We start from the raw sequence: 19,026 nt of genomic DNA on the forward strand, positions 1-19,026 counted from the left end.
TATGAATTGAGAAACTTATGACCACAATCTTATTTGAACTTGGCTGCGAAGAGTTGCCACCAAAATCTTTAAAAACACTCCAAAATGCCTTGACCGACCATGTCAAAACGGCACTCACCGAGCAAAACATCGCCTTTGACGACATCAAAGCATTCTGTGCCCCACGCCGTCTTGCCCTGTCTATCACAGGCGTGGGCGAGTATCAGCCTGACCGCACCGAGACCAAAAAAGGCCCAAGTGTCAAGACAGCCTTTGACGATGATGGCAATCTTACTCGTGCAGGGGCAGGCTTTTTGCAGGGCTTGAACGCAAGCGGACTAAATTTAACCAAAGATGATTTAACACGAGTATCCGATAAAAAAGGCGAATACATCGCCTACACACTCACCATCAAAGGCGAAAAAGTCGCAGAGCTAATCCCCACCCTGATCCAAAAAGCCCTAGACGACCTACCAATCGCCAAGCGTATGCGTTCAGGTAGCGACAAAAATGAATTTGTGCGTCCTGTCAAATGGGTGGTGCTGATGAGTGATGATAAGATTATCCCTGCACACATTCAAGGACACAAAACGGGCAATCAGTCTCGTGGACACCGCCATCATGCCCCAGAATTTTTTACGATTGACCATGCGGATAATTATGAAAAATTGCTTGCCGAACGGTTTGTGATTGCTGATTTTGACAAACGCCAAGCGGACATTGTCGCCCAAACCCATCAATTAGCCGATGAAATCGGTGCGGTGGCAATCATGCCTGACGAACTGCTTGATGAAGTTACCGCCCTTGTGGACTACCCTGTGGCAATGAAAGCAGGATTTGATGAAAAGTTTTTGGCAGTCCCCCAAGAAGCCTTAATCAGCACCATGCAAGCTGACCAAAAATATTTTTGTTTGACAGATAAAAATGGCAAATTGATGCCAAACTTTATTTTTGTCAGCAATATTGATAGCCTTGACAAAGCACAGGTCATATCAGGCAATGAAAAAGTGGTGCGTCCACGCTTGGCAGATGCCGAATTTTTCTTTTTGCAAGACCAAAAACGCCCCTTGTCAGACTTTGCCGAAACGCTAAAAAATCGTGTGTTCCAAGACAAACTTGGCACGATCTGGGATAAATCTGAACGCATTGCCAAATTATCTACATTCATCAGTGAAACGATGGCAACCCATGGCTGGACGGTTGCAAGCGATGATGTACTGCAAGCAGGCTTGCTGTCAAAAGCAGACTTGGCAACGACGCTTGTGGGCGAATTTCCAGAATTGCAAGGGGTGGCAGGGACATATTATGCCCACAAATCAGGCGAAAAGGCGTGCGTTGCCGATGCAATCTGTGAGCAGTATCTGCCCAAATTCTCAGGCGATAAACTACCCCAAACCCCCATTGGTATTGCCTTAGCGTTATCCGACCGCTTAGATACGCTCGTTGGAATTTTTGGTATCAATGAAGCACCGACAGGCTCAAAAGACCCATTTAGCCTAAGACGCGCCAGCATTGGTGTGTTACGCATTTTGATTGAAAATAAATTGCCATTAAATCTAGCAAGTCTGGTAAATGATGCCATTAAAAATTATGGCGACAAGATTGCCGATGCCGACAAGACTTTTTGTGCCGTCATGGATTTTATCAATTCACGCTACCGTGCCATGTACACAGAACACGGCATAAGCGTTGATACCATTTTGGCAGTACAAGCCATCAATCCACAGATTCCGCTTGATTTTGATGAACGCATTCGTGCCGTGCAGGCATTTCGCAGTCTGCCTGACACCAAAGTATTGGCAGAAAACAACAAACGTGTCGCCAATATCCTTGCCAAAGCAGGAGACGTAGGCGATGCGGTAGATGATGATTTATTGATTGAGCCTGCCGAACAACAACTTTACACAGCGGTGCAATCTGCCAAGACCGCCGTCAAACCCTTGCAGGATAAGGCAGATTATGTTGGCGTATTGACCGCCTTGACCGCTCTTGCCGAGCCATTGACCGCATTTTTTGATAATGTGATGGTTAATGCCGATGATGAAAATCTAAAAAATAACCGCTTGGCACTTTTAAATAACGTGCGTACGCTGTTTTTAAGTGTGGCGGATATTGGGGTATTGCAAGGCTGATTTGCTTAAAAAATAAGGGTGGAAATTTCCGCCCTTATTAATTGTATGCAAAACGATTTGACAATATCAACCCTACTTACATCTCAACAATTAAATTATTTCTAGTATCAATAACACATCTAGCCTGATGTTCTTCTTCGACCCCAAAACCATTTTTCGCAGTAAATGGTACATTAACAACAACATTGCCACTAGTTCCCTTATAAGCTCGAATTGATAAAGTTTTTTCATCAAAAGTTGCTGGATAATTTACACGAGCCTTAATTCCCTCTATGCAAGGTCTAATATACTCAGATGGCTCAGCTAATTTCTCACTTTCGGCACCAACAATTGTATCCTGCTTCAAATCTTGTTCAGTAACATAAAAGCGTTCACCATTTTGACAGTCCACATAAAACACCATTGCTTTTCTTGGTTCACTTCTTTCATTGGATAGACCAATATCAACAGGCTCATCGCATTTTTCACTTTTAGCCACATGATTAATAGCAATGGGCATGGTTTCATTGATTTTATCTACCCACTGCTTACCCCATGCTTTATACATCTTGGGAAAACCATCTTGGGTAATAGAAACCACTCTATCACTATAATCACTTGCCTTTGCTTCTTTATTGATAGTTGTTTCCGTTTCTTTTTCAGAAGGCTCTACATTGGCTTTTTGCTCATTGGAATTGTCAGTACACATCGAGACAATAACCGCAATAACAATGATGAAAAATATCAATTTAAGAACTTTGCTCATATCAAACCCTATAAATAATTTAAAGTGGCATAATAATGCAAAAAAAAAACGATTTGTCAACAATTTATACATATTAAATAAAATTAATTACAAAAAAGACCTACCATTACAGTAAGTCTTTTTTAATCCTAACCGCCCAAAACTAAAAAGCCAAGGCATGCAACCTTGGCTTTTTAGTGACTTATCGGCTGATTAGTAATCAATTTGCTGCTTTAGCACCGCACCTGTATTGGCATTAATACGAACGTCATATTGTTGTCCGTTTTTAACAACTTTTACATCATAGACCCAAAGACGACGCTCTTTATCAAATTCAATCTCTACTGCTTGACCACCGCCAACAGCCTTAACAGCACGGTCTGCTGCATCGTTTTGCTTGATTTTTACTGAATTTAGAGCACGCAATTTACGCTTATCACTACGATCTAAACTGCTACGTTCTGTTCTTAGAATCTCACCTGAACGGGCATTCACGCTGACTTCATGTTCGTAATTTTTAGAAAAAATCGTCACATCATAGACACCGCTATCATCTAAGCTAACATTAGCGATAGTACCTTGTGCATGACGCTTGGCTAGGTTCATAGCATCGGCTAGTGAAATACTACTTTGGGTAGTCGCTACACTTTGATTTAGCTGCAAGTCGTCTGCTGATGCTGCTAGCGGAGCTGCTACAATGATTGACGCTAAAAGAGCTGATTGTGTTATCTTTGAAAATTTCATGAATACTTACCTTTGTTACAAATTTATCATTTAGTATAATATGTTTTTCCATCTGGTATATTATTAGTTTGTAAGGTTTTTGTATACATTGAGCAAAAACGCAAGCCAAATCATCGCAGTTAAATCCTATTTATATTGTTCGTTTATATTTAAAGCCAACTGCAACCACACCCAAAACGCTACTTTTTATAAATATGATAAAACTTATAAACATTATAAAAACCAAAAGCCAGTCCCATCACAGAACTGGCGTACTTGATTTATGTAAGTTAAGCTTTTAGCTACTTATGGGCGACTGGGTATCCTTTTTCCGCCAAATCATTAAAAGCACCGTGGTTCACCACATTGGTATAGCCAAGCTGTGTCAAGATGCCACGAGCAGCTTCAGCACGGCGACCACTGCGACAATACAGATTAACTTGAGCGTCTTTATTGGGCTGAACGGTGTGTATTTGGTCAGCAATATCCTCTACTGTGATGTTTGTCGCCCCTTGTAAATGCCCTTCCGCATACTCTTGTGGGCTGCGTACATCAATCCATGTGCCTTTGATTTTAGGTGTTACTGCTTGTGCTTGGATGACTGGTGCTGATGTATCAGTCACCTTAACTGGCACTGAGTTACTGCAAGCTACAAGTGCCACACTTGCTGCCATAATGGCGATTAATCTCATCGCTAACTCCTTAAATTAAAATCTGCATGGTATTATTGCATAACACCGTATGTATTTCAAGCAAAGCATGAGTGGCTTTGGTGACTAATAGACCGCCATCACCTTACCACACTATGACATCGGCGATTAGCCAAAATCATCATTTTATTCATTAAGCACTGGTGCATTGTGCCAGTCTAGCCTTAGTAAACAGCGATCCATTATCCCGATTTAACTTTTTACTAATCATTTGGCTAACCTTCATCAGCTGATCAATATCGATACCTGTCTGAAACCCCATTCCAGTTAGTAAATAGTGCAAATCTTCGGTAGCGACATTGCCAGACGCCCCTTTAGCATAAGGGCAGCCGCCCAATCCTGACACAGATGAATCAAAGATTCGTATACCTTGTTCAAGCGATGCATAAACATTTGCAATCGCCATGCCATAAGTATTATGAAAATGCCCTGCAAGTACATGCTTATCAAGCTCATCAAGACAAGCCTGCCATGCAAGTTTGACACGGTTTGGGGTTGCTGTACCAATGGTCTCTCCCAAAGAAATCTCATCACAACCCAAATCATACAGACGACGCGCCACGTGAGCAACTTGACTTGGCGACACCGCACCCTCATAAGGACAATCCACCATGCACGACACATAGCCACGCACACGCACATCATGATCTTTAGCAAGAGCAATAATATCTGCAAAGCGTGCCAAACTCTCATCAATCGTACAATTAATGTTATGCTGGGTAAAACTGTCAGTAGCCGCAGTAAAAACCGCCACATCCTTACATCCAACTGCTAACGCATCTTGTAACCCCCTAAGGTTTGGGGTAAGTAAGCTTAACTGCGTCTTAGATTGTTTTGGCAACTTTGAAAATACCTTGGTACTACCCGCCATTTGTGGCACCCACTTTGGTGATACACATGAACCTACTTCAATATACACTAAGTTTGCCGCCATCAGACCTGTGATTAATGCCAATTTATCATCGACACTTAGGGGCGTCTTTTCGTTTTGTAAACCATCTCTTGCCCCTACTTCTACAATCTTAACATTCGTCATATATCACCCCTATTCGTTATTTTGGTCGTCTGCCACAAAATCAACCAGCTCATCGCCAGCCTTGACCTGCTCGCCCACTTCAAAATAACACGCTTGTACAACACCATCTTGTATCGCCTTAATCGTATAGACAATCTTCATCGCCTCCATAGTCAGCAATACATCGTCTTTAGCAACACGCTGCCCTGCCGATACCAGTACAGACGTGATTATGCCGGGCATTGGTGCTTTTAACGAGCCATTATCCTCATCATGATTTTTACTATCATAAGTGGCAGGATACTCAAAAGATAACGAATAAGACCCATTAAACAAGGCAAAGCCCTGTGGGTGGCGATGAAAGGCAACCTTTGTGCGAATGCCATCTAAATGAATCGTTGCTTGACCTTCGCCATCAATCGAGCCGTTTATTATCAACTCATCATCGGTATGATTAAGGCGAGCTATCCAGCCATCTGCTGTTTTGGTGAAACGGACATGGTATAACTCACCTTGAGATACAAGGCTGACATCTTGATAGGCTTGGGTGTTTTGTCGCCATGATGGCTGTGTGTGCCACAGTCCATTATGATGACTCATCTGGCTTAATAAATTGATGAATGCAGCCATGATTTGATACTTTTTATCCACTGCTGTTGATGGATTTAATAGCACATTTTCTTCTCGCCCAATTAAGTTAGTATCAAGCCTAGCTTGCCTAAAAGAATCCGTCTGTAATATTCTTGCCAAAAATGCAATGTTATTACCTAAGCCATCGACATGCGTTTGGTTTAATGCATAACGCAGTCTATCTATGGCTTCATCACGATGCTGACCCCAAACAATCAGCTTTGCAATCATAGGATCATAATATGTGGTAATCTCATCGCCTAAGACTACGCCGCTATCTACTCGGATACAGTCGTTTTGCTTAGGATAAGTCAAATGACGAATGACTCCTGTGGCAGGCATATAACCTGCTTCAGGAATCTCAGCATAAATACGAGCCTCTAGTGCGTGTCCTTGACATATGATTTCATCTTGCGTTTTTGGCAATGGCTCACCAAAAGCCACACGCAGCTGCCATTCAACCAAGTCAAGCCCAGTGATCATCTCTGTTACAGGATGCTCCACTTGTAAGCGTGTATTCATTTCCATAAAATACGCTGTACCATCTTGCTCTACGATAAATTCTACCGTACCTGCCCCTTCATAATTCACTGCACGAGCAGCGTTAATGGCAGCATCTCGCATGACAAGCAGCTTATCTTTGGGAAGTAAAGGGGCAGGTGCTTCTTCGATTACTTTTTGGTGACGACGTTGTACTGAACAATCACGCTCAAACATATGCACATAATTGCCAAACTTATCGCCAAAAATTTGCACCTCAACATGGCGTGGGTTAGTGACATACCGCTCAACTAAAACATCATCATTACCAAAGCTTGATAACGCTTCACGCTTACAAGAAGCAAGAGATGCTAGAAAATCTTTTGCGTCTTCCACAAGGCTCATGCCTTTACCACCGCCGCCTGCACTTGCTTTAATCAATACAGGATAGCCGATACGATCTGCTTGTTGCTTTAGGAAGTCTGACTCTTGGTTCTTGCCATGATAGCCTGGTGTCAATGGCACCCCCGCTTGCTCCATCAAAGATTTTGAAGTCGCCTTTAAACCCATTGCCAAGATTGCCTCCACAGGCGGTCCGATAAACACAATGTCATTATCTTGACAAGCCTTAGCAAAAGTGGCATTTTCAGATAAAAAACCATAACCGGGGTGAATGGCTTTAGCATTGGTCTTAAGAGCAGCTGCAATGATTTTATCCACCTGCAAATAGCTTAAGCTGGCAGGTGATTGACCAATAAACACCGCCTCATCAGCAAGCTTGACATGCTGGGCGTTAGCATCAGCATCTGAGTAAACAGCAACAGTCTGTATGCCAAGTTTTTTGGCGGTTCGTATCACACGGCAAGCAATCTCGCCACGATTGGCAATCAAGATCTTTTGAAACATCGTCAATTCCTTTGTTATCGGTTATCATCATGTCGTTGATAGTACGTTACATCAGCGTATTCTTGTGGTGATAGCATAATACCCACTTTATCAATCTATCACCCAAGGCGGTGTTTGCTTGGATAAAAATGCCTGTAATCCTGCTTTAGCTTCATCGCCCGTTCTTAGTGCTGCAATGTGCATTGCGGTCTTATCAAGCATCTGATTATTTGGCAAATCATGTGCCACCATGTTAATTAATACTTTTGATTGGGCTTGGGCTTTAGGCGCTCCTTTTAAAATCTCGGCGATAAGATGATCAATCGTCTCATCTAATGCTACTTCGTCATCAACTACTTCATGTACAAGTCCAATACGCCAAGCAACGTCAGCTGTAATCCGCTCAGCAGTTAAAAAATAACGACTCGCTTGCCTAGTGCCAATCGCCCGAATGACATAAGGACTGATGGTAGAAGGAGCAAGCCCTAAACGCACTTCTGATGTTGCAAAGATTGCACGAGTGGTCGCCACACACATATCACATGCACTCGCCAGCCCCATACCACCGCCTAATGCTGCACCTTGAACTCGTGCAATGGTCGGCTGTCTTAATGTTGCAAGTCTGTTTAGCATTGCTGCTAAGCATAAAGCATCGGCATGATTATCATCCATACTTGCCTCGCCTGCTTTTTTCATCCAGCTGGCATCTGCCCCTGCCGAAAAGCTTTTGCCACGACCGCCAAGCACCACCACCCGGATGTCTTGACTTTCATTAATCATCTCAAAACAGTCATGCAGCTCGCGGATAACCACCGCATTAAATGCATTATGCACTTCTGGTCGATTCACCCACACACGAGCTACTGCACCCTTTATCACACACTGTATAAAGTTAAATTGACGCCCCATTTCATCTCCTTGATTATCCATCATTTTAGTTGTTAGCATTATAAGTCGTAAAAACTCACAGTTTTCTAACAGTTAAAATCTGCTCACTATGCCCAAACACACCTTGCTTGTCATGTAGCACGCTACTTGTCAGACCCACGCCATCATTGCCAATTTGTTGCATGGTTTCAAGACCAAGCCACGACCCTATAGGTAGGCGTAATAGGTGGATTTGTAAATCTATATTTGGGAATATCCACCGAATACCATCTGGCTGATGAATACGAGGCACAATGCCATTAGCAACATCTACCATACCCATGATACGTACAAAATCAGAGGTCGGCAAGGCATCATTATTATGATAAATCATCGGTAAATCCGTATTAATCCAGACTACCCCTCGTCCTTGACGATTGCTTAGGTCAGCTTTAGCACGAATGCTTTGGATATAGCCACCACCCCAATGACTTAGACCGTCCCAATCAGGCAGAGTATCGGGTGCTACTATGTCTTGGTTTTCAAGACCTGCGATGGCTGTGGTATCACTTATCTGAAGTCGCCATGCTCTTGCCACAATACAAACCTTGTCGCAAGCTATCATCACCGCTTCAATCAGCTCAATGGTACGCCCTGCACGAATTAGCTTAGTATGAATACAAAACTCACCAAAATGAATCAAGCCCAAAATGTCTAGGCTAATCCTTGCAATACGCATATCATCTCGGGACATAAACGTCTCAAGTTCGGCACACAGCACGCCTGTGGCAGGGGCCATATGCTGCTCATGGGGATTCCACGCCCCTTGAGCATGTTTATTGCTTTGGTAGTATGCAATCACACCGCCATCAGTCTGATTACGAGATTTTAGCGTGTAATAACTATCCGTCATAAAATATCTTTAATTAAGTCAATATTATGTCATCAGCACCAATTTAAGCCCTATATAAATAGGCTTTATGGGCTAGCCTACATTCTAAACACACCAAAACCCATCTCATCTATCGGTGCATTCATGGCGACAGCCAAGCTTAATCCCAGCACATGGCGACTATCAGCAGGGTCAATCACCCCATCGTCCCACAGTCTTGCTGATGCATAATAAGGATGTCCTTGACGTTCATACTGAGCCTGAATAGGTGCTTTAAATTGTGCCTCTTCTTGGCTTGTCCATGTTTTATTTTGCTTTGCTAATTGATCTTTTTTAAGCGTTGCAAGGACGCTTGCTGCCTGTTCACCACCCATCACTGAAATGCGAGCATTTGGCCAAGTCCACATAAAGCGTGGCGAATACGCCCGCCCACACATACCGTAATTACCTGCACCGAACGAGCCGCCAATCACCAAGGTAATTTTTGGCACGTTGGCAGTTGCCACCGCCATCACAAGTTTTGCCCCATGCTTGGCGATTCCCTCATTTTCATACTGCCGACCCACCATAAACCCTGTGATATTTTGTAAAAATATCAAGGGGATTTTACGCTGACAACACAGTTCAATAAAATGCGTCCCTTTTTGGGCAGATTCGGAAAATAAAATACCGTTATTAGCAATAATACCAACTGGCATGCCATAAATTTTGGCAAACCCTGTCACAAGCGTGGTGGCAAAACGTGCCTTAAACTCATCAAAGCAAGAACCATCTACCAATCGCATGATAACTTCACGCACATCAAATGGTGTCTTACTTTGAGCCGGCACGATGCCGTATAATTCTTTGGCGTCATAAACAGGTTCAGTAAATTTAGTTGGCAATGCTTGCTTGGGATAATTAAGGTTGGCGATAATCTGACGTGCCATTAGTAATGCATGCTCATCATTTTCTGCCAAATAATCTGCCACGCCAGATAAACGAGTATGCACATCGCCGCCGCCTAGGTCTTCTGCACTCACAATCTCGCCTGTCGCCGCCTTAACCAGCGGTGGTCCTCCCAAAAAAATTGTCCCTTGGTTACGCACGATGATTGTTTCATCACTCATGGCAGGCACATATGCCCCACCAGCTGTACAGCTACCCATAACTACTGCAATCTGCGGTATACCCAGCTTAGACATGGTGGCTTGATTATAAAAAATCCGCCCAAAATGCTCTTTATCAGGAAATACTTCATCTTGAAGTGGCAAATACGCACCGCCAGAATCCACCAAGTAAATACAAGGCAGGCGGTTTTCTTTGGCAATTTCTTGGGCTCTTAGATGCTTTTTTACTGTCAAAGGATAATAAGCACCGCCCTTTACAGTAGCATCGTTCGCCACAATCATGCAGCTAACCCCCTGCACCTGACCCACGCCTGCAACCACACCTGCACATGGCACATCATCATCATAAACTTGATAAGCTGCCAGTTGACCAATCTCTAAAAAAGCTGACCCCGTGTCAAGTAAGGCATTAATCCTGTCTCGTGCAAGTAGCTTTCCTCGTGCTGTGTGCTTATCACGAGATGCTTGGCTGCCACCTAAAGCGACTGCTCCGCTAAGCTTTTTTAAGTCCTGCACGATGGCATTCATGGCGGCATGATTTACCAAAAATTCTTCGGCTCGCACATTAATGCGACTGGATAACTGATTTGTGGCTTGGCTCATTTTTTTTCCTTATCATTGACAATATAGGCTCAAAGTTAGCGTCTTTATTGCTTTGGTTACTTGGTCTGGGCAAAAAGCTCTCGGCCGATCAGCATCCGACGAATTTCAGACGTTCCTGCTCCAATCTCATACAGCTTGGCGTCACGCCATAATCTGCCTGCACTAAATTCATTGATATAACCATTACCACCTAAAACCTGTATGGCTTCACCTGCCATCCATGTGGCTTTCTCAGCAGCGTATAAGATTGCACTGGCAGCATCTTTTCGTAACATTCGATCATGATTACTAGCATCGCACGCTGCACCGACTGCATAAACCAACGCCTTACACGCAATCCAAGTTGAGTACATATCTGCAAGCTTACCTTGCATTAACTGAAATTCGCCAATTGCCTGCCCAAACTGCTCACGCTCATGCACATAAGGTATCACCAAATCCATACACGCATCCATGATGCCAAGTGGTCCGCCACTTAGCACCGCTCTTTCATAGTCTAGACCGCTCATCAAAACTTTAACGCCATTACCTACACCACCTAGCACATTTTTGGCAGGCACTTGTACATTATCAAAAAACAAAGGGTAGGTATTTGATCCACGCATACCAAGCTTATCTAAATGCGTGCCACAACTAAAACCTTCCATGTTCTTTTCTACCAAGAACGCCGTCATGCCTTTAGCACCTGCTTGACTATCTGTTTTGGCATACACCACCAAAACATCTGCATCGCCACCATTAGTAATCCACATTTTAGAGCCATTTAATACAAAAACATCGCCCTTTTGTTCAGCTTTTAATTTCATGCTTACCACATCTGACCCAGCGTTTGGCTCACTCATGGCAAGTGCCCCGATATATTCGCCCGAAATCAATTTAGGTAAAAATCGCTGTTTTTGCTCTTCATTACCATTAAGGTTAATTTGGTTTACGCATAAATTAGAATGAGCACCATAAGATAAGCCAATGGAAGCTGATGCCCGAGAAATCTCTTGCATGACTAAGATATGTGCCAAATACCCCAAATTAGTGCCGCCATAACGCTCATCAACCGTCATACCAAGCAGCCCCATATCACCAAATTTACGCCATAGATGGCTTGGAAATTCATTGGTTTCGTCCGCTTCTTTGGCAAGTGGGGCGACTTGTTTTTGGCAAAATTTACGCACTTGTTCTTGCACTGCAAGCAATGTCTCATCTAAGCCAAAGGTTAAAGTAGAAAGTGTCATGGCAGTCATCCTTGTGTGGTTTATATCAGTGTGGTGATGATGGTTGTGTTACAATACAGTGATTAGCAACATAAGCCGTTCGTTGCCAGATCTTATTGGTATCGGCACAAACCAAAGCAATCACCATCCGCTGGTTTGATTAGCTTATGTGCTTTTATTTCACTATCGATAGAGTATCACAGTCTTTTTAATAAAAAAAGTGAATTTCTTTAAAAAAATGATTTGCAATTCATTTTAAAATAAGAGAGAATAAATTTCATGGGTTATAAACGCTCTGAACTAATGCAAAAACGCTTACAACAAAACCGTCAGGCAATCTTGGAAGCCGCCAAATATCTTATTGGTCAAGGCGGTATTAAAGAAGCACAGATTCAGACGATTGCCGAAAGAGCTGGCGTATCAAGTGGGCTTGTTTATCGATATTTTGACAATAAAAGCCATATCATCACCGAAGTGCTGTCTGAAGCAATACAAGCTGAGCTTGCGATATTAATGAACATCGCAAACCGCTCTATGCCAGCACATGATAAGCTGTATAAAGCGATCAAAACTTTCGTTAAGCGTGCATTAAATCACCCAAAACTTGCCTATTCACTCATGCTTGAGCCTGCTGATGCATTAGTAGAAGAAGCCCGTTTTAAGAGCAAACAAATAGTCAAAGATGCCATCGAGCACATTTTATTAGAAGGCAAGCAGCAACATAGCTTTGACTTTGAAGACGTCAGTACGACTGCTTTGTGTATTGTTGGGGCGATGACTTTTGCTGTCATTGAGCCTTTAAGTTTAGATCCGCAGACGATAGATAAAGAGATGTTTAGCACCCAAGTGGCAAGCTTTTGTCTAAATGCAGTTCATATTGGGTAGCCAAGCTTGACCAGCAGTCGGTGCAATACTTAAGTCAATCAACAAAAATAAGGAATTATTAAACACAAATATAAAGCAAACAATCATAAGCCTTACCATGGACGGGACGTACAAGGTATGTAATTTCATCATGAACTAAGGAGAGAATCATGCATTATGAAAAGTTAAGCTACCTATCAGGCACAAGTGACAAGCCCCTGATTGGACTGACAATTGGCGAAGCATTTGACCGTGCTTGCAAGCAATACGGTGATAAAGAAGCGTTAGTCAGTGTTCATCAAAACAAGCGACTTACCTATCAAGCACTAAACGATAAAGTAAATGCTTTTGCAGCATCTTTATTAGATCTTGGGTTTAAGACAGGTGATCGCTTGGGGATTTGGGCATTAAATAGCGTTGAATGGGTGATCACACAATTTGCCGCCTTTAAAATTGGCGTTATTCTTGTCAATCTTAACCCTGCCTATAAAGCCAAAGAACTAGAGTATGTACTCAATAAAGTTGAATGTCGGGGCATTGTAATTGCCGATACATTTAAAACATCTGATTATCATGCCATGCTAAGCAGTATCGCTCCAGAGCTTGGGCAATCAGCCGATACGTTATTGGTCTCACATAACTTACCCCACCTAAAAACTGTCATTAAAATCAGTGAAGACCATCACAATGGTTTATATCGATTCCAAGACCTATTAACACCGCCAACGCTCGCTCAAGAGCAGCACATTAACTATGTCAGCTCTCAACTTCAATTTGATGACGTAGTTAATATTCAGTTCACATCTGGCACGACAGGCAACCCCAAAGGCACCATGCTTACCCATCATAACATTCTTAATAATGGCTATTTTGTGGGTGAAGGCATCAAGCTAACGGATAAAGATAAAATCTGTATTGCCGTGCCACTGTTTCACTGCTTTGGTATGGTGATGGGTAATCTTGCCGCCATTACCCATGGGGCGACGATGGTGTATCCTGCTTATGCTTATAATGCCACAGATACCTTACAAGCAGTTCATCAAGAGCGTTGCACCGCCTTATATGGCGTGCCATCTATGTTTATTACCATGCTTGAAGACAAGTCTTTTGATAGCTATGATTTAAGCAGCTTACGCACTGGCATTATGGCAGGCAGTCCTTGTCCAAGACAAATTATGCAAAAAGTCATTGAGCGTATGCACATGAGTCAGATTACCATCTGCTATGGCATGACTGAGACTGCCCCTGTCAGCACCCAAAGTCATGTTGATGACCCACTTGATAAGCGAGTTAGCACGGTTGGACGCATTCATCCCCATGTGGAGATTAAGATTGTTAATGAAGAAGGTCATATCGTCCCTGTGGGCGTGGCAGGCGAGCTATGTACTCGTGGCTACTCTATAATGGCGGGGTATTGGGGTGAACCTGACAAAACCAAAGAAGTCATCAAGCAAGGCTGGATGCATACAGGCGACATCGCTGAGATGGATGAAGAAGGATTTGTTCGTATCAAAGGACGCATCAAAGATGTCGTCATTCGTGGGGGAGAAAATCTATTCCCTAAAGAAATCGAAGATCTGCTGTATAAGCACCCTGCTATCTCAGACGTGCAAGTCATCGGGCTGCCTGATAAGCGTTATGGCGAAGAATTATGCGCATGCATTATCCTAAATGAAAATGCCACATGCACCGAGACAGAGATTCAAGATTTTTGTCGTTGCCAAATCTCCCATCATAAAGTGCCACGCTACGTTAAGTTCGTCACAGACTTTCCGATGACTGCCTCTGGCAAACCTCAAAAGTTCAAACTCCAAGAACTCATGCGAATTGAGTTTAATCTTACAGGTAATATTTTTGAGTAGATAAAATACATTAATATGACGTCTCACCCAGTGGTGGGACGTTCGTTTGATAAGTGCTTACTTACCATCGGTTAAATTAAAGCGCTTTTTTATCATAAGATGATTGACATAAAAACAGACATGTAGCCCAGTTAAACTTAGCCAAATGTCTATTTTATCCTAATTTTTAGCGATTAGATCAGCTGCTTTTTCGTATCGATTCATAAACCAGCCATGACTTGCCGCGATGGATTGTCTTGTAAAAACATGAGTTGGAAATGCCGATAAAAACAGTGCAAGATTGGCGACGTCCTCTACTAGGGTAAACTCTTTATCCACCGATTAACCAACATAATGCTGATAAAAATAATAAGCAGCGGTTGTTTTATTAACTTGTACAAGCTGTGCTACTACTCTTACAGTTACGCCTACAACAAATAATTTACTCAGGTGATTTTATTTGTAGATGCTTAGTTTTGCTTTTTTTTATGATTCTAGTATAACTAAGATTGTTTATCTAAGATGGCGTCAAAAATTTTTATAATTTTTTTATGATTTTTGATTTTGTAGATACTTAACTTACTGCTATACTTTATATTGCCAGTTAGCATAGCTGGGTCGATGGTCTAACCCTGCCTGATGTTAACCTCATAACCCCAAAATCGTCTGTTTTTATTGCCAATGACTAGGGTTATTTGCCGCAAGTCTTTTTGTGCTTATTTTGTATTAAGGATATTCATGTATTCAAATTTTAACAAAACAAAAAACGTTAATATCACTACCCCAACAGCGATGATAATGGCGACTGCCATGATTGCGGTGATGGCAGTCGTTATGATTGCCTTAGGCTGGATACCACATTTGGCACTGCTTTTGGTCATTTGTGGCGTGTTTTTGTTTGGTTATTTTAAAGGCTTAGACTTTAGTACCATGCAAGATTATATGGCAAAAGGGGTGATGAGTGGCTTTGGGGCGATTTATCTGTTCTTTTTTATTGGTCTGATGGTATCGGCATTGATGATGTCTGGGGCGATACCTACCTTGATGTATTATGGCTTTGAGCTGATTTCTCCACAATATTTTTATGTGTCAGCGTTTATTTTAACATCTATTATTGGCGTGGCGATTGGCAGTAGTTTGACCACCTGTGCCACCATTGGCGTGGCGTTTATGGGTATGGCAGGGGCGTTTGATGCCAATACAGCGATTGTGGCAGGGGCGGTGGTATCGGGGGCGTTTTTTGGCGATAAAATGTCGCCCTTATCCGACACTTGCACTATTTCAGCATCGGTGGCAGGCATTGATTTATTTGAGCATATTGGCAACATGACCTACACCACCGTACCTGCTTGGATTTTAACGGTAGTATTGTTATGGTTTCTTCAGGGGCAAAATGCAGGGGCAGATTTAAGTCAAGTTGGGCAACTAAAAGAGCAGTTGGTTGCCACAGGCTTGGTGCAAGGCTATGCGTTATTGCCTTTTGCGTTGCTAGTCGGTTTGATTTTATTTAAAGTTAATGCGATATACGCCATTATCATGACTATTATCAGTGCGGTGATGATCACCTTTTTTCACAGCTCTCCCACACTATCTGAAATTGGCAGTTATTTTTTCCAAGGCTACAAACCTGCCGAAAACTTAGAGCTTGGAGCGATTGGTAGTTTAATTTCTCGGGGTGGGTTAAACAGTATGTTTTTTACCCAAACCATCGTGATTTTGGCATTAAGCTTGGGCGGATTGTTGCATAATTTGGGTATTTTGCCAGCGTTGCTTAACAGCATTAAACATAAATTGATCAATGCAGGGCAAGTTACTTTGGCAGTAGCTTTAACATCACTTGGGGTGAATGTACTTATCGGTGAACAGTATTTGAGTATTTTGTTGGCAGCAGAGAGTTTTAAAACCGAATACACCCGCTTAAACTTACACCCCAAAAATTTGGCTCGTACCATTGAAGACGCAGGGACGGTTATCAACCCACTGGTGCCTTGGAGTGTGTGTGGCGTGTTTATTAGCGAGCAGTTAGGCGTATCGGTGCTGGCTTATTTGCCTTATGCATTTTTTTGTTATTTATGTTTATTTTTAACCATTATTTTTGGTTTTACAGGCTTTACCATTACCAAATTGCCTAGTAATACCACCAATCAAGCCTAACAGGACTAGATGATGAAATTATATTCTTATTTTCTTAGCTCAGCAGCGTTTCGGGTACGCATTGCGTTGGCGTTAAAAAAAGTGGACTATGACACTGTGCCTGTGCATTTGATGAAAAATGGGGGTGAACACAAAAGCCCTGATTATCAAACCATCAATCCGCAACAGCTTGTGCCAGCCCTTGATGATAATGGCTTTGTACTGACTCAATCGCTTGCCATTATAGAATATCTAGAAGATAGATACCCACAAATACCGCTTTTACCAGACGATGTGCAAGAGCGCGCTTGGGTGCGTGCGGCGGCGTATTTGGTGGCGTGCGATATTCATCCGCTTGACAACTTACGAGTGCTAAATTACCTAAAAAACGACTTAAATGTGAATGATGAACAAAAACAAACTTGGTATGCTCATTGGATTACACAAGGATTTGGCGCCTTAGAGACACTTATGCTAGAGCGTTATCCAGGCGATACACCACGCAAATTTTGTTATGGCGATACGCCTACCATGGCAGATTGTTGTTTAATTCCGCAGGTGTATAACGCCAAACGCTTTAATGTAGATTTGTCAAAATTTCCAAACATTGTCGCTATTTATGAGCATTGTATAAGCTTGCCTGCTTTTATACAGGCATCTCCTAAGGCTTGGGCGGATTTAGTATAATTGCTTTAAAAAAGCCTAAATCGTTAAATTTAGACTTTTTATTGTTGATTTGCAAATAATTACACCGCAATTACTAAATCCACAGGCGTTTTTTGCTTAACTTCATCAACGGTTACGCCATCGGCAAGCTCAACCAATGTCAAGCCTTTATCAGTAACATCATACACCCCAAGCTCGGTAATGATACGGTTGACAACGCCTTTGCCTGTCAGTGGCAAAGTGCATTCGGGTAAAATTTTTGGCTCGCCGTGTTTATTCACCTGCTCCATCAGCACAATGACACGTTGCACGCCTGCTACCAAATCCATCGCACCGCCCATGCCTTTGACCAGTTTTCCTGGTATCATCCAATTTGCCAAATCGCCCGTCTTGGACACTTCCATCGCCCCCAAAATCGCAAGGTTGATGTGTCCACCACGAATCATCGCAAATGATGTGGAACTACTAAAAAAACTCGCCCCTGTTTTGGCAGTAACAGTTTGCTTACCAGCGTTAATCAAGTCAGCATCTACTTCATTAACACTTGGATACTCGCCAATGCCAAGCAGTCCGTTCTCAGACTGTAGCCACACATCGACGCTATCAGGGATATGGTTTGCCACCAAGGTTGGCAGCCCAATACCTAAATTGACATAAAACCCATCTTGTAATTCTTGACTGGCACGCTGTGCCATCTCATCTCTGCTCCAAGCCATGATTATTCCTTAGTTATTTGGTGGTGATATTTTCAATGCGTTTTTCGGGGGCAGTGTTTAGCACAATGCGTTGCACAAACACGCCTGACAAATGCACATGGTCAGGATCAATCTCGCCGATTTCCACAATCTCTTCTACCTCAGCAATGGTGATTTTTCCTGCCATCGCACACTCTGGGTTAAAGTTGCGTGCGGTTTTGTTAAACACCAAATTGCCCGCTTTATCCGCCTTTTGGGCTTTGATAAGTGCCACATCAGCAGTCAAAGACTTCTCCAAAAGGTACTCTTGACCATCAAACTTACGAACTTCTTTGCCATCGGCAATTTGGGTGCCGACCCCTGTTTTGGTATAAAACGCAGGAATGCCTGCCCCACCTGCACGCAGTTTTTCGGCAAGCGTGCCTTGTGGCGTGAGTATCACTTCTAATTCACCTGATAAAAATTGGCGTTCAAACTCTTTGTTTTCGCCTACATAAGACGCTATCATAGTGCTAATTTGCTTAGTTTTTAATAACAAACCTAAGCCAAAATCATCAACGCCTGCATTATTGCTAATACAAGTTAGGTTTTTGACGCCTGTATCGCATAACGCTTCAATGAGTTTTTCTGGAATACCGCACAGACCAAAACCACCCACAGCAAGGGTTTGAGAGTCCGCCACCACATCTGCCAAAGCCTCTTTGGCGGTGGGGTAAATTTTTGAAATTGCCATAATTTTTTTTCCTTAAAAATGATGATTTTTTTTAACAAATAGAGAAACAAATACAGCGTGTTGATGTTTCGTCTTTAGTAATAAAAACAAGACAAATGCAGTTAATCTAAGCAAAACCTTGCAAAAAATACTCAATC

At 42.6% G+C, this 19,026-nt stretch carries 17 protein-coding genes and 1 pseudogene; 5 read left to right on the forward strand and 13 right to left on the reverse strand.

Annotated elements, in window-relative coordinates; genetic code table 11:
- Nucleotides 1–17 precede the first annotated feature (17 nt).
- Nucleotides 18–2,111: a glycine--tRNA ligase subunit beta gene (gene glyS, locus LU293_RS03830; protein ID WP_242749005.1), complete on the forward strand. Its 2,094-nt coding sequence runs from the start codon at nucleotides 18–20 to the stop codon at nucleotides 2,109–2,111.
- Between the two features lie 76 nt (nucleotides 2,112–2,187).
- On the opposite strand, the gene LU293_RS03835 is transcribed toward glyS, so the two are convergent.
- From LU293_RS03835 to LU293_RS03875, 9 genes are all read right to left on the reverse strand, one after another.
- Nucleotides 2,188–2,856 (reverse strand): hypothetical protein, encoded by a 669-nt coding sequence (locus LU293_RS03835; protein ID WP_242749008.1) that lies wholly within the window; start codon nucleotides 2,854–2,856, stop codon nucleotides 2,188–2,190.
- Nucleotides 2,857–3,048: 192 nt separating this feature from the next.
- The gene (locus LU293_RS03840; protein ID WP_242749012.1) at nucleotides 3,049–3,579 is read right to left on the reverse strand and encodes a PepSY domain-containing protein; all 531 of its coding nucleotides are present in this window, start codon (nucleotides 3,577–3,579) and stop codon (nucleotides 3,049–3,051) included.
- A 281-nt stretch (nucleotides 3,580–3,860) separates the two neighbouring features.
- Nucleotides 3,861–4,250: a rhodanese-like domain-containing protein gene (locus LU293_RS03845; protein ID WP_242749014.1), complete on the reverse strand. Its 390-nt coding sequence runs from the start codon at nucleotides 4,248–4,250 to the stop codon at nucleotides 3,861–3,863.
- Nucleotides 4,251–4,401: 151 nt separating this feature from the next.
- Complete coding sequence (locus LU293_RS03850; RefSeq protein WP_242749016.1) at nucleotides 4,402–5,304, reverse strand: hydroxymethylglutaryl-CoA lyase; 903 nt, start codon at nucleotides 5,302–5,304, stop codon at nucleotides 4,402–4,404.
- Between the two features lie 9 nt (nucleotides 5,305–5,313).
- Complete coding sequence (locus tag LU293_RS03855; protein ID WP_242749018.1) at nucleotides 5,314–7,299, reverse strand: acetyl/propionyl/methylcrotonyl-CoA carboxylase subunit alpha; 1,986 nt, start codon at nucleotides 7,297–7,299, stop codon at nucleotides 5,314–5,316.
- 90 nt (nucleotides 7,300–7,389) lie between these two features.
- Nucleotides 7,390–8,187 (reverse strand): enoyl-CoA hydratase-related protein, encoded by a 798-nt coding sequence (locus LU293_RS03860; RefSeq protein WP_242749020.1) that lies wholly within the window; start codon nucleotides 8,185–8,187, stop codon nucleotides 7,390–7,392.
- Nucleotides 8,188–8,242: 55 nt separating this feature from the next.
- On the reverse strand, nucleotides 8,243–9,058 hold the full coding sequence (locus tag LU293_RS03865; protein ID WP_242749022.1) for a thioesterase family protein: 816 nt from the start codon (nucleotides 9,056–9,058) through the stop codon (nucleotides 8,243–8,245).
- 77 nt (nucleotides 9,059–9,135) lie between these two features.
- Entirely contained in the window at nucleotides 9,136–10,749 is a 1,614-nt protein-coding gene (locus tag LU293_RS03870; RefSeq protein WP_242749024.1) for a carboxyl transferase domain-containing protein, read from the reverse strand.
- Nucleotides 10,750–10,805: 56 nt separating this feature from the next.
- The gene (locus LU293_RS03875; protein WP_242749027.1) at nucleotides 10,806–11,978 is read right to left on the reverse strand and encodes an isovaleryl-CoA dehydrogenase; all 1,173 of its coding nucleotides are present in this window, start codon (nucleotides 11,976–11,978) and stop codon (nucleotides 10,806–10,808) included.
- Nucleotides 11,979–12,236: 258 nt separating this feature from the next.
- Between LU293_RS03875 and LU293_RS03880 the strand changes: the two genes are divergently transcribed.
- Both LU293_RS03880 and LU293_RS03885 read left to right on the forward strand, forming a co-directional pair.
- Entirely contained in the window at nucleotides 12,237–12,842 is a 606-nt protein-coding gene (locus LU293_RS03880) for a TetR/AcrR family transcriptional regulator (protein ID WP_242749030.1), read from the forward strand.
- Between the two features lie 149 nt (nucleotides 12,843–12,991).
- The gene (locus tag LU293_RS03885; RefSeq protein WP_242749033.1) at nucleotides 12,992–14,683 is read left to right on the forward strand and encodes an AMP-binding protein; all 1,692 of its coding nucleotides are present in this window, start codon (nucleotides 12,992–12,994) and stop codon (nucleotides 14,681–14,683) included.
- Between the two features lie 159 nt (nucleotides 14,684–14,842).
- Here LU293_RS03885 and LU293_RS03890 read toward each other — a convergent pair whose 3' ends face one another.
- Nucleotides 14,843–15,001 (reverse strand): hypothetical protein, encoded by a 159-nt coding sequence (locus tag LU293_RS03890; RefSeq protein ID WP_242749036.1) that lies wholly within the window; start codon nucleotides 14,999–15,001, stop codon nucleotides 14,843–14,845.
- An 18-nt stretch (nucleotides 15,002–15,019) separates the two neighbouring features.
- Nucleotides 15,020–15,112, reverse strand: a pseudogene (locus LU293_RS03895) (IS1595 family transposase); the annotation flags it as partial.
- A gap of 288 nt (nucleotides 15,113–15,400) precedes the next feature.
- Here LU293_RS03895 and nhaC point away from each other — a divergent pair.
- The gene (nhaC, locus tag LU293_RS03900; protein WP_242749039.1) at nucleotides 15,401–16,816 is read left to right on the forward strand and encodes a Na+/H+ antiporter NhaC; all 1,416 of its coding nucleotides are present in this window, start codon (nucleotides 15,401–15,403) and stop codon (nucleotides 16,814–16,816) included.
- A gap of 12 nt (nucleotides 16,817–16,828) precedes the next feature.
- The gene (maiA, locus tag LU293_RS03905) at nucleotides 16,829–17,482 is read left to right on the forward strand and encodes a maleylacetoacetate isomerase (RefSeq protein ID WP_242749655.1); all 654 of its coding nucleotides are present in this window, start codon (nucleotides 16,829–16,831) and stop codon (nucleotides 17,480–17,482) included.
- 59 nt (nucleotides 17,483–17,541) lie between these two features.
- Here maiA and LU293_RS03910 read toward each other — a convergent pair whose 3' ends face one another.
- Both LU293_RS03910 and LU293_RS03915 read right to left on the reverse strand, forming a co-directional pair.
- Complete coding sequence (locus LU293_RS03910) at nucleotides 17,542–18,177, reverse strand: 3-oxoacid CoA-transferase subunit B (RefSeq protein ID WP_242749042.1); 636 nt, start codon at nucleotides 18,175–18,177, stop codon at nucleotides 17,542–17,544.
- Nucleotides 18,178–18,190: 13 nt separating this feature from the next.
- On the reverse strand, nucleotides 18,191–18,889 hold the full coding sequence (locus LU293_RS03915) for a CoA transferase subunit A (protein ID WP_242749045.1): 699 nt from the start codon (nucleotides 18,887–18,889) through the stop codon (nucleotides 18,191–18,193).
- Nucleotides 18,890–19,026: the final 137 nt, after the last annotated feature.

It is taken from the genome of Moraxella nasovis (assembly GCF_022701215.1).
Taxonomy (GTDB): Bacteria; Pseudomonadota; Gammaproteobacteria; order Pseudomonadales; family Moraxellaceae; genus Moraxella; species Moraxella nasovis.

What these genes read in the sequence shown, in the direction of transcription:
- glyS (WP_242749005.1), top strand. Translation starts at nt 18, where the DNA reads ATGACCACAATCTTATTTGAACTTGGCTGCGAAGAGTTGCCACCAAAA.
- LU293_RS03835 (WP_242749008.1), bottom strand. Translation starts at nt 2,856, where the DNA reads ATGAGCAAAGTTCTTAAATTGATATTTTTCATCATTGTTATTGCGGTT.
- LU293_RS03840 (WP_242749012.1), bottom strand. Translation starts at nt 3,579, where the DNA reads ATGAAATTTTCAAAGATAACACAATCAGCTCTTTTAGCGTCAATCATT.
- LU293_RS03845 (WP_242749014.1), bottom strand. Translation starts at nt 4,250, where the DNA reads ATGAGATTAATCGCCATTATGGCAGCAAGTGTGGCACTTGTAGCTTGC.
- LU293_RS03850 (WP_242749016.1), bottom strand. Translation starts at nt 5,304, where the DNA reads ATGACGAATGTTAAGATTGTAGAAGTAGGGGCAAGAGATGGTTTACAA.
- LU293_RS03855 (WP_242749018.1), bottom strand. Translation starts at nt 7,299, where the DNA reads ATGTTTCAAAAGATCTTGATTGCCAATCGTGGCGAGATTGCTTGCCGT.
- LU293_RS03860 (WP_242749020.1), bottom strand. Translation starts at nt 8,187, where the DNA reads ATGGGGCGTCAATTTAACTTTATACAGTGTGTGATAAAGGGTGCAGTA.
- LU293_RS03865 (WP_242749022.1), bottom strand. Translation starts at nt 9,058, where the DNA reads ATGACGGATAGTTATTACACGCTAAAATCTCGTAATCAGACTGATGGC.
- LU293_RS03870 (WP_242749024.1), bottom strand. Translation starts at nt 10,749, where the DNA reads ATGAGCCAAGCCACAAATCAGTTATCCAGTCGCATTAATGTGCGAGCC.
- LU293_RS03875 (WP_242749027.1), bottom strand. Translation starts at nt 11,978, where the DNA reads ATGACACTTTCTACTTTAACCTTTGGCTTAGATGAGACATTGCTTGCA.
- LU293_RS03880 (WP_242749030.1), top strand. Translation starts at nt 12,237, where the DNA reads ATGGGTTATAAACGCTCTGAACTAATGCAAAAACGCTTACAACAAAAC.
- LU293_RS03885 (WP_242749033.1), top strand. Translation starts at nt 12,992, where the DNA reads ATGCATTATGAAAAGTTAAGCTACCTATCAGGCACAAGTGACAAGCCC.
- nhaC (WP_242749039.1), top strand. Translation starts at nt 15,401, where the DNA reads ATGTATTCAAATTTTAACAAAACAAAAAACGTTAATATCACTACCCCA.
- maiA (WP_242749655.1), top strand. Translation starts at nt 16,829, where the DNA reads ATGAAATTATATTCTTATTTTCTTAGCTCAGCAGCGTTTCGGGTACGC.
- LU293_RS03910 (WP_242749042.1), bottom strand. Translation starts at nt 18,177, where the DNA reads ATGGCTTGGAGCAGAGATGAGATGGCACAGCGTGCCAGTCAAGAATTA.
- LU293_RS03915 (WP_242749045.1), bottom strand. Translation starts at nt 18,889, where the DNA reads ATGGCAATTTCAAAAATTTACCCCACCGCCAAAGAGGCTTTGGCAGAT.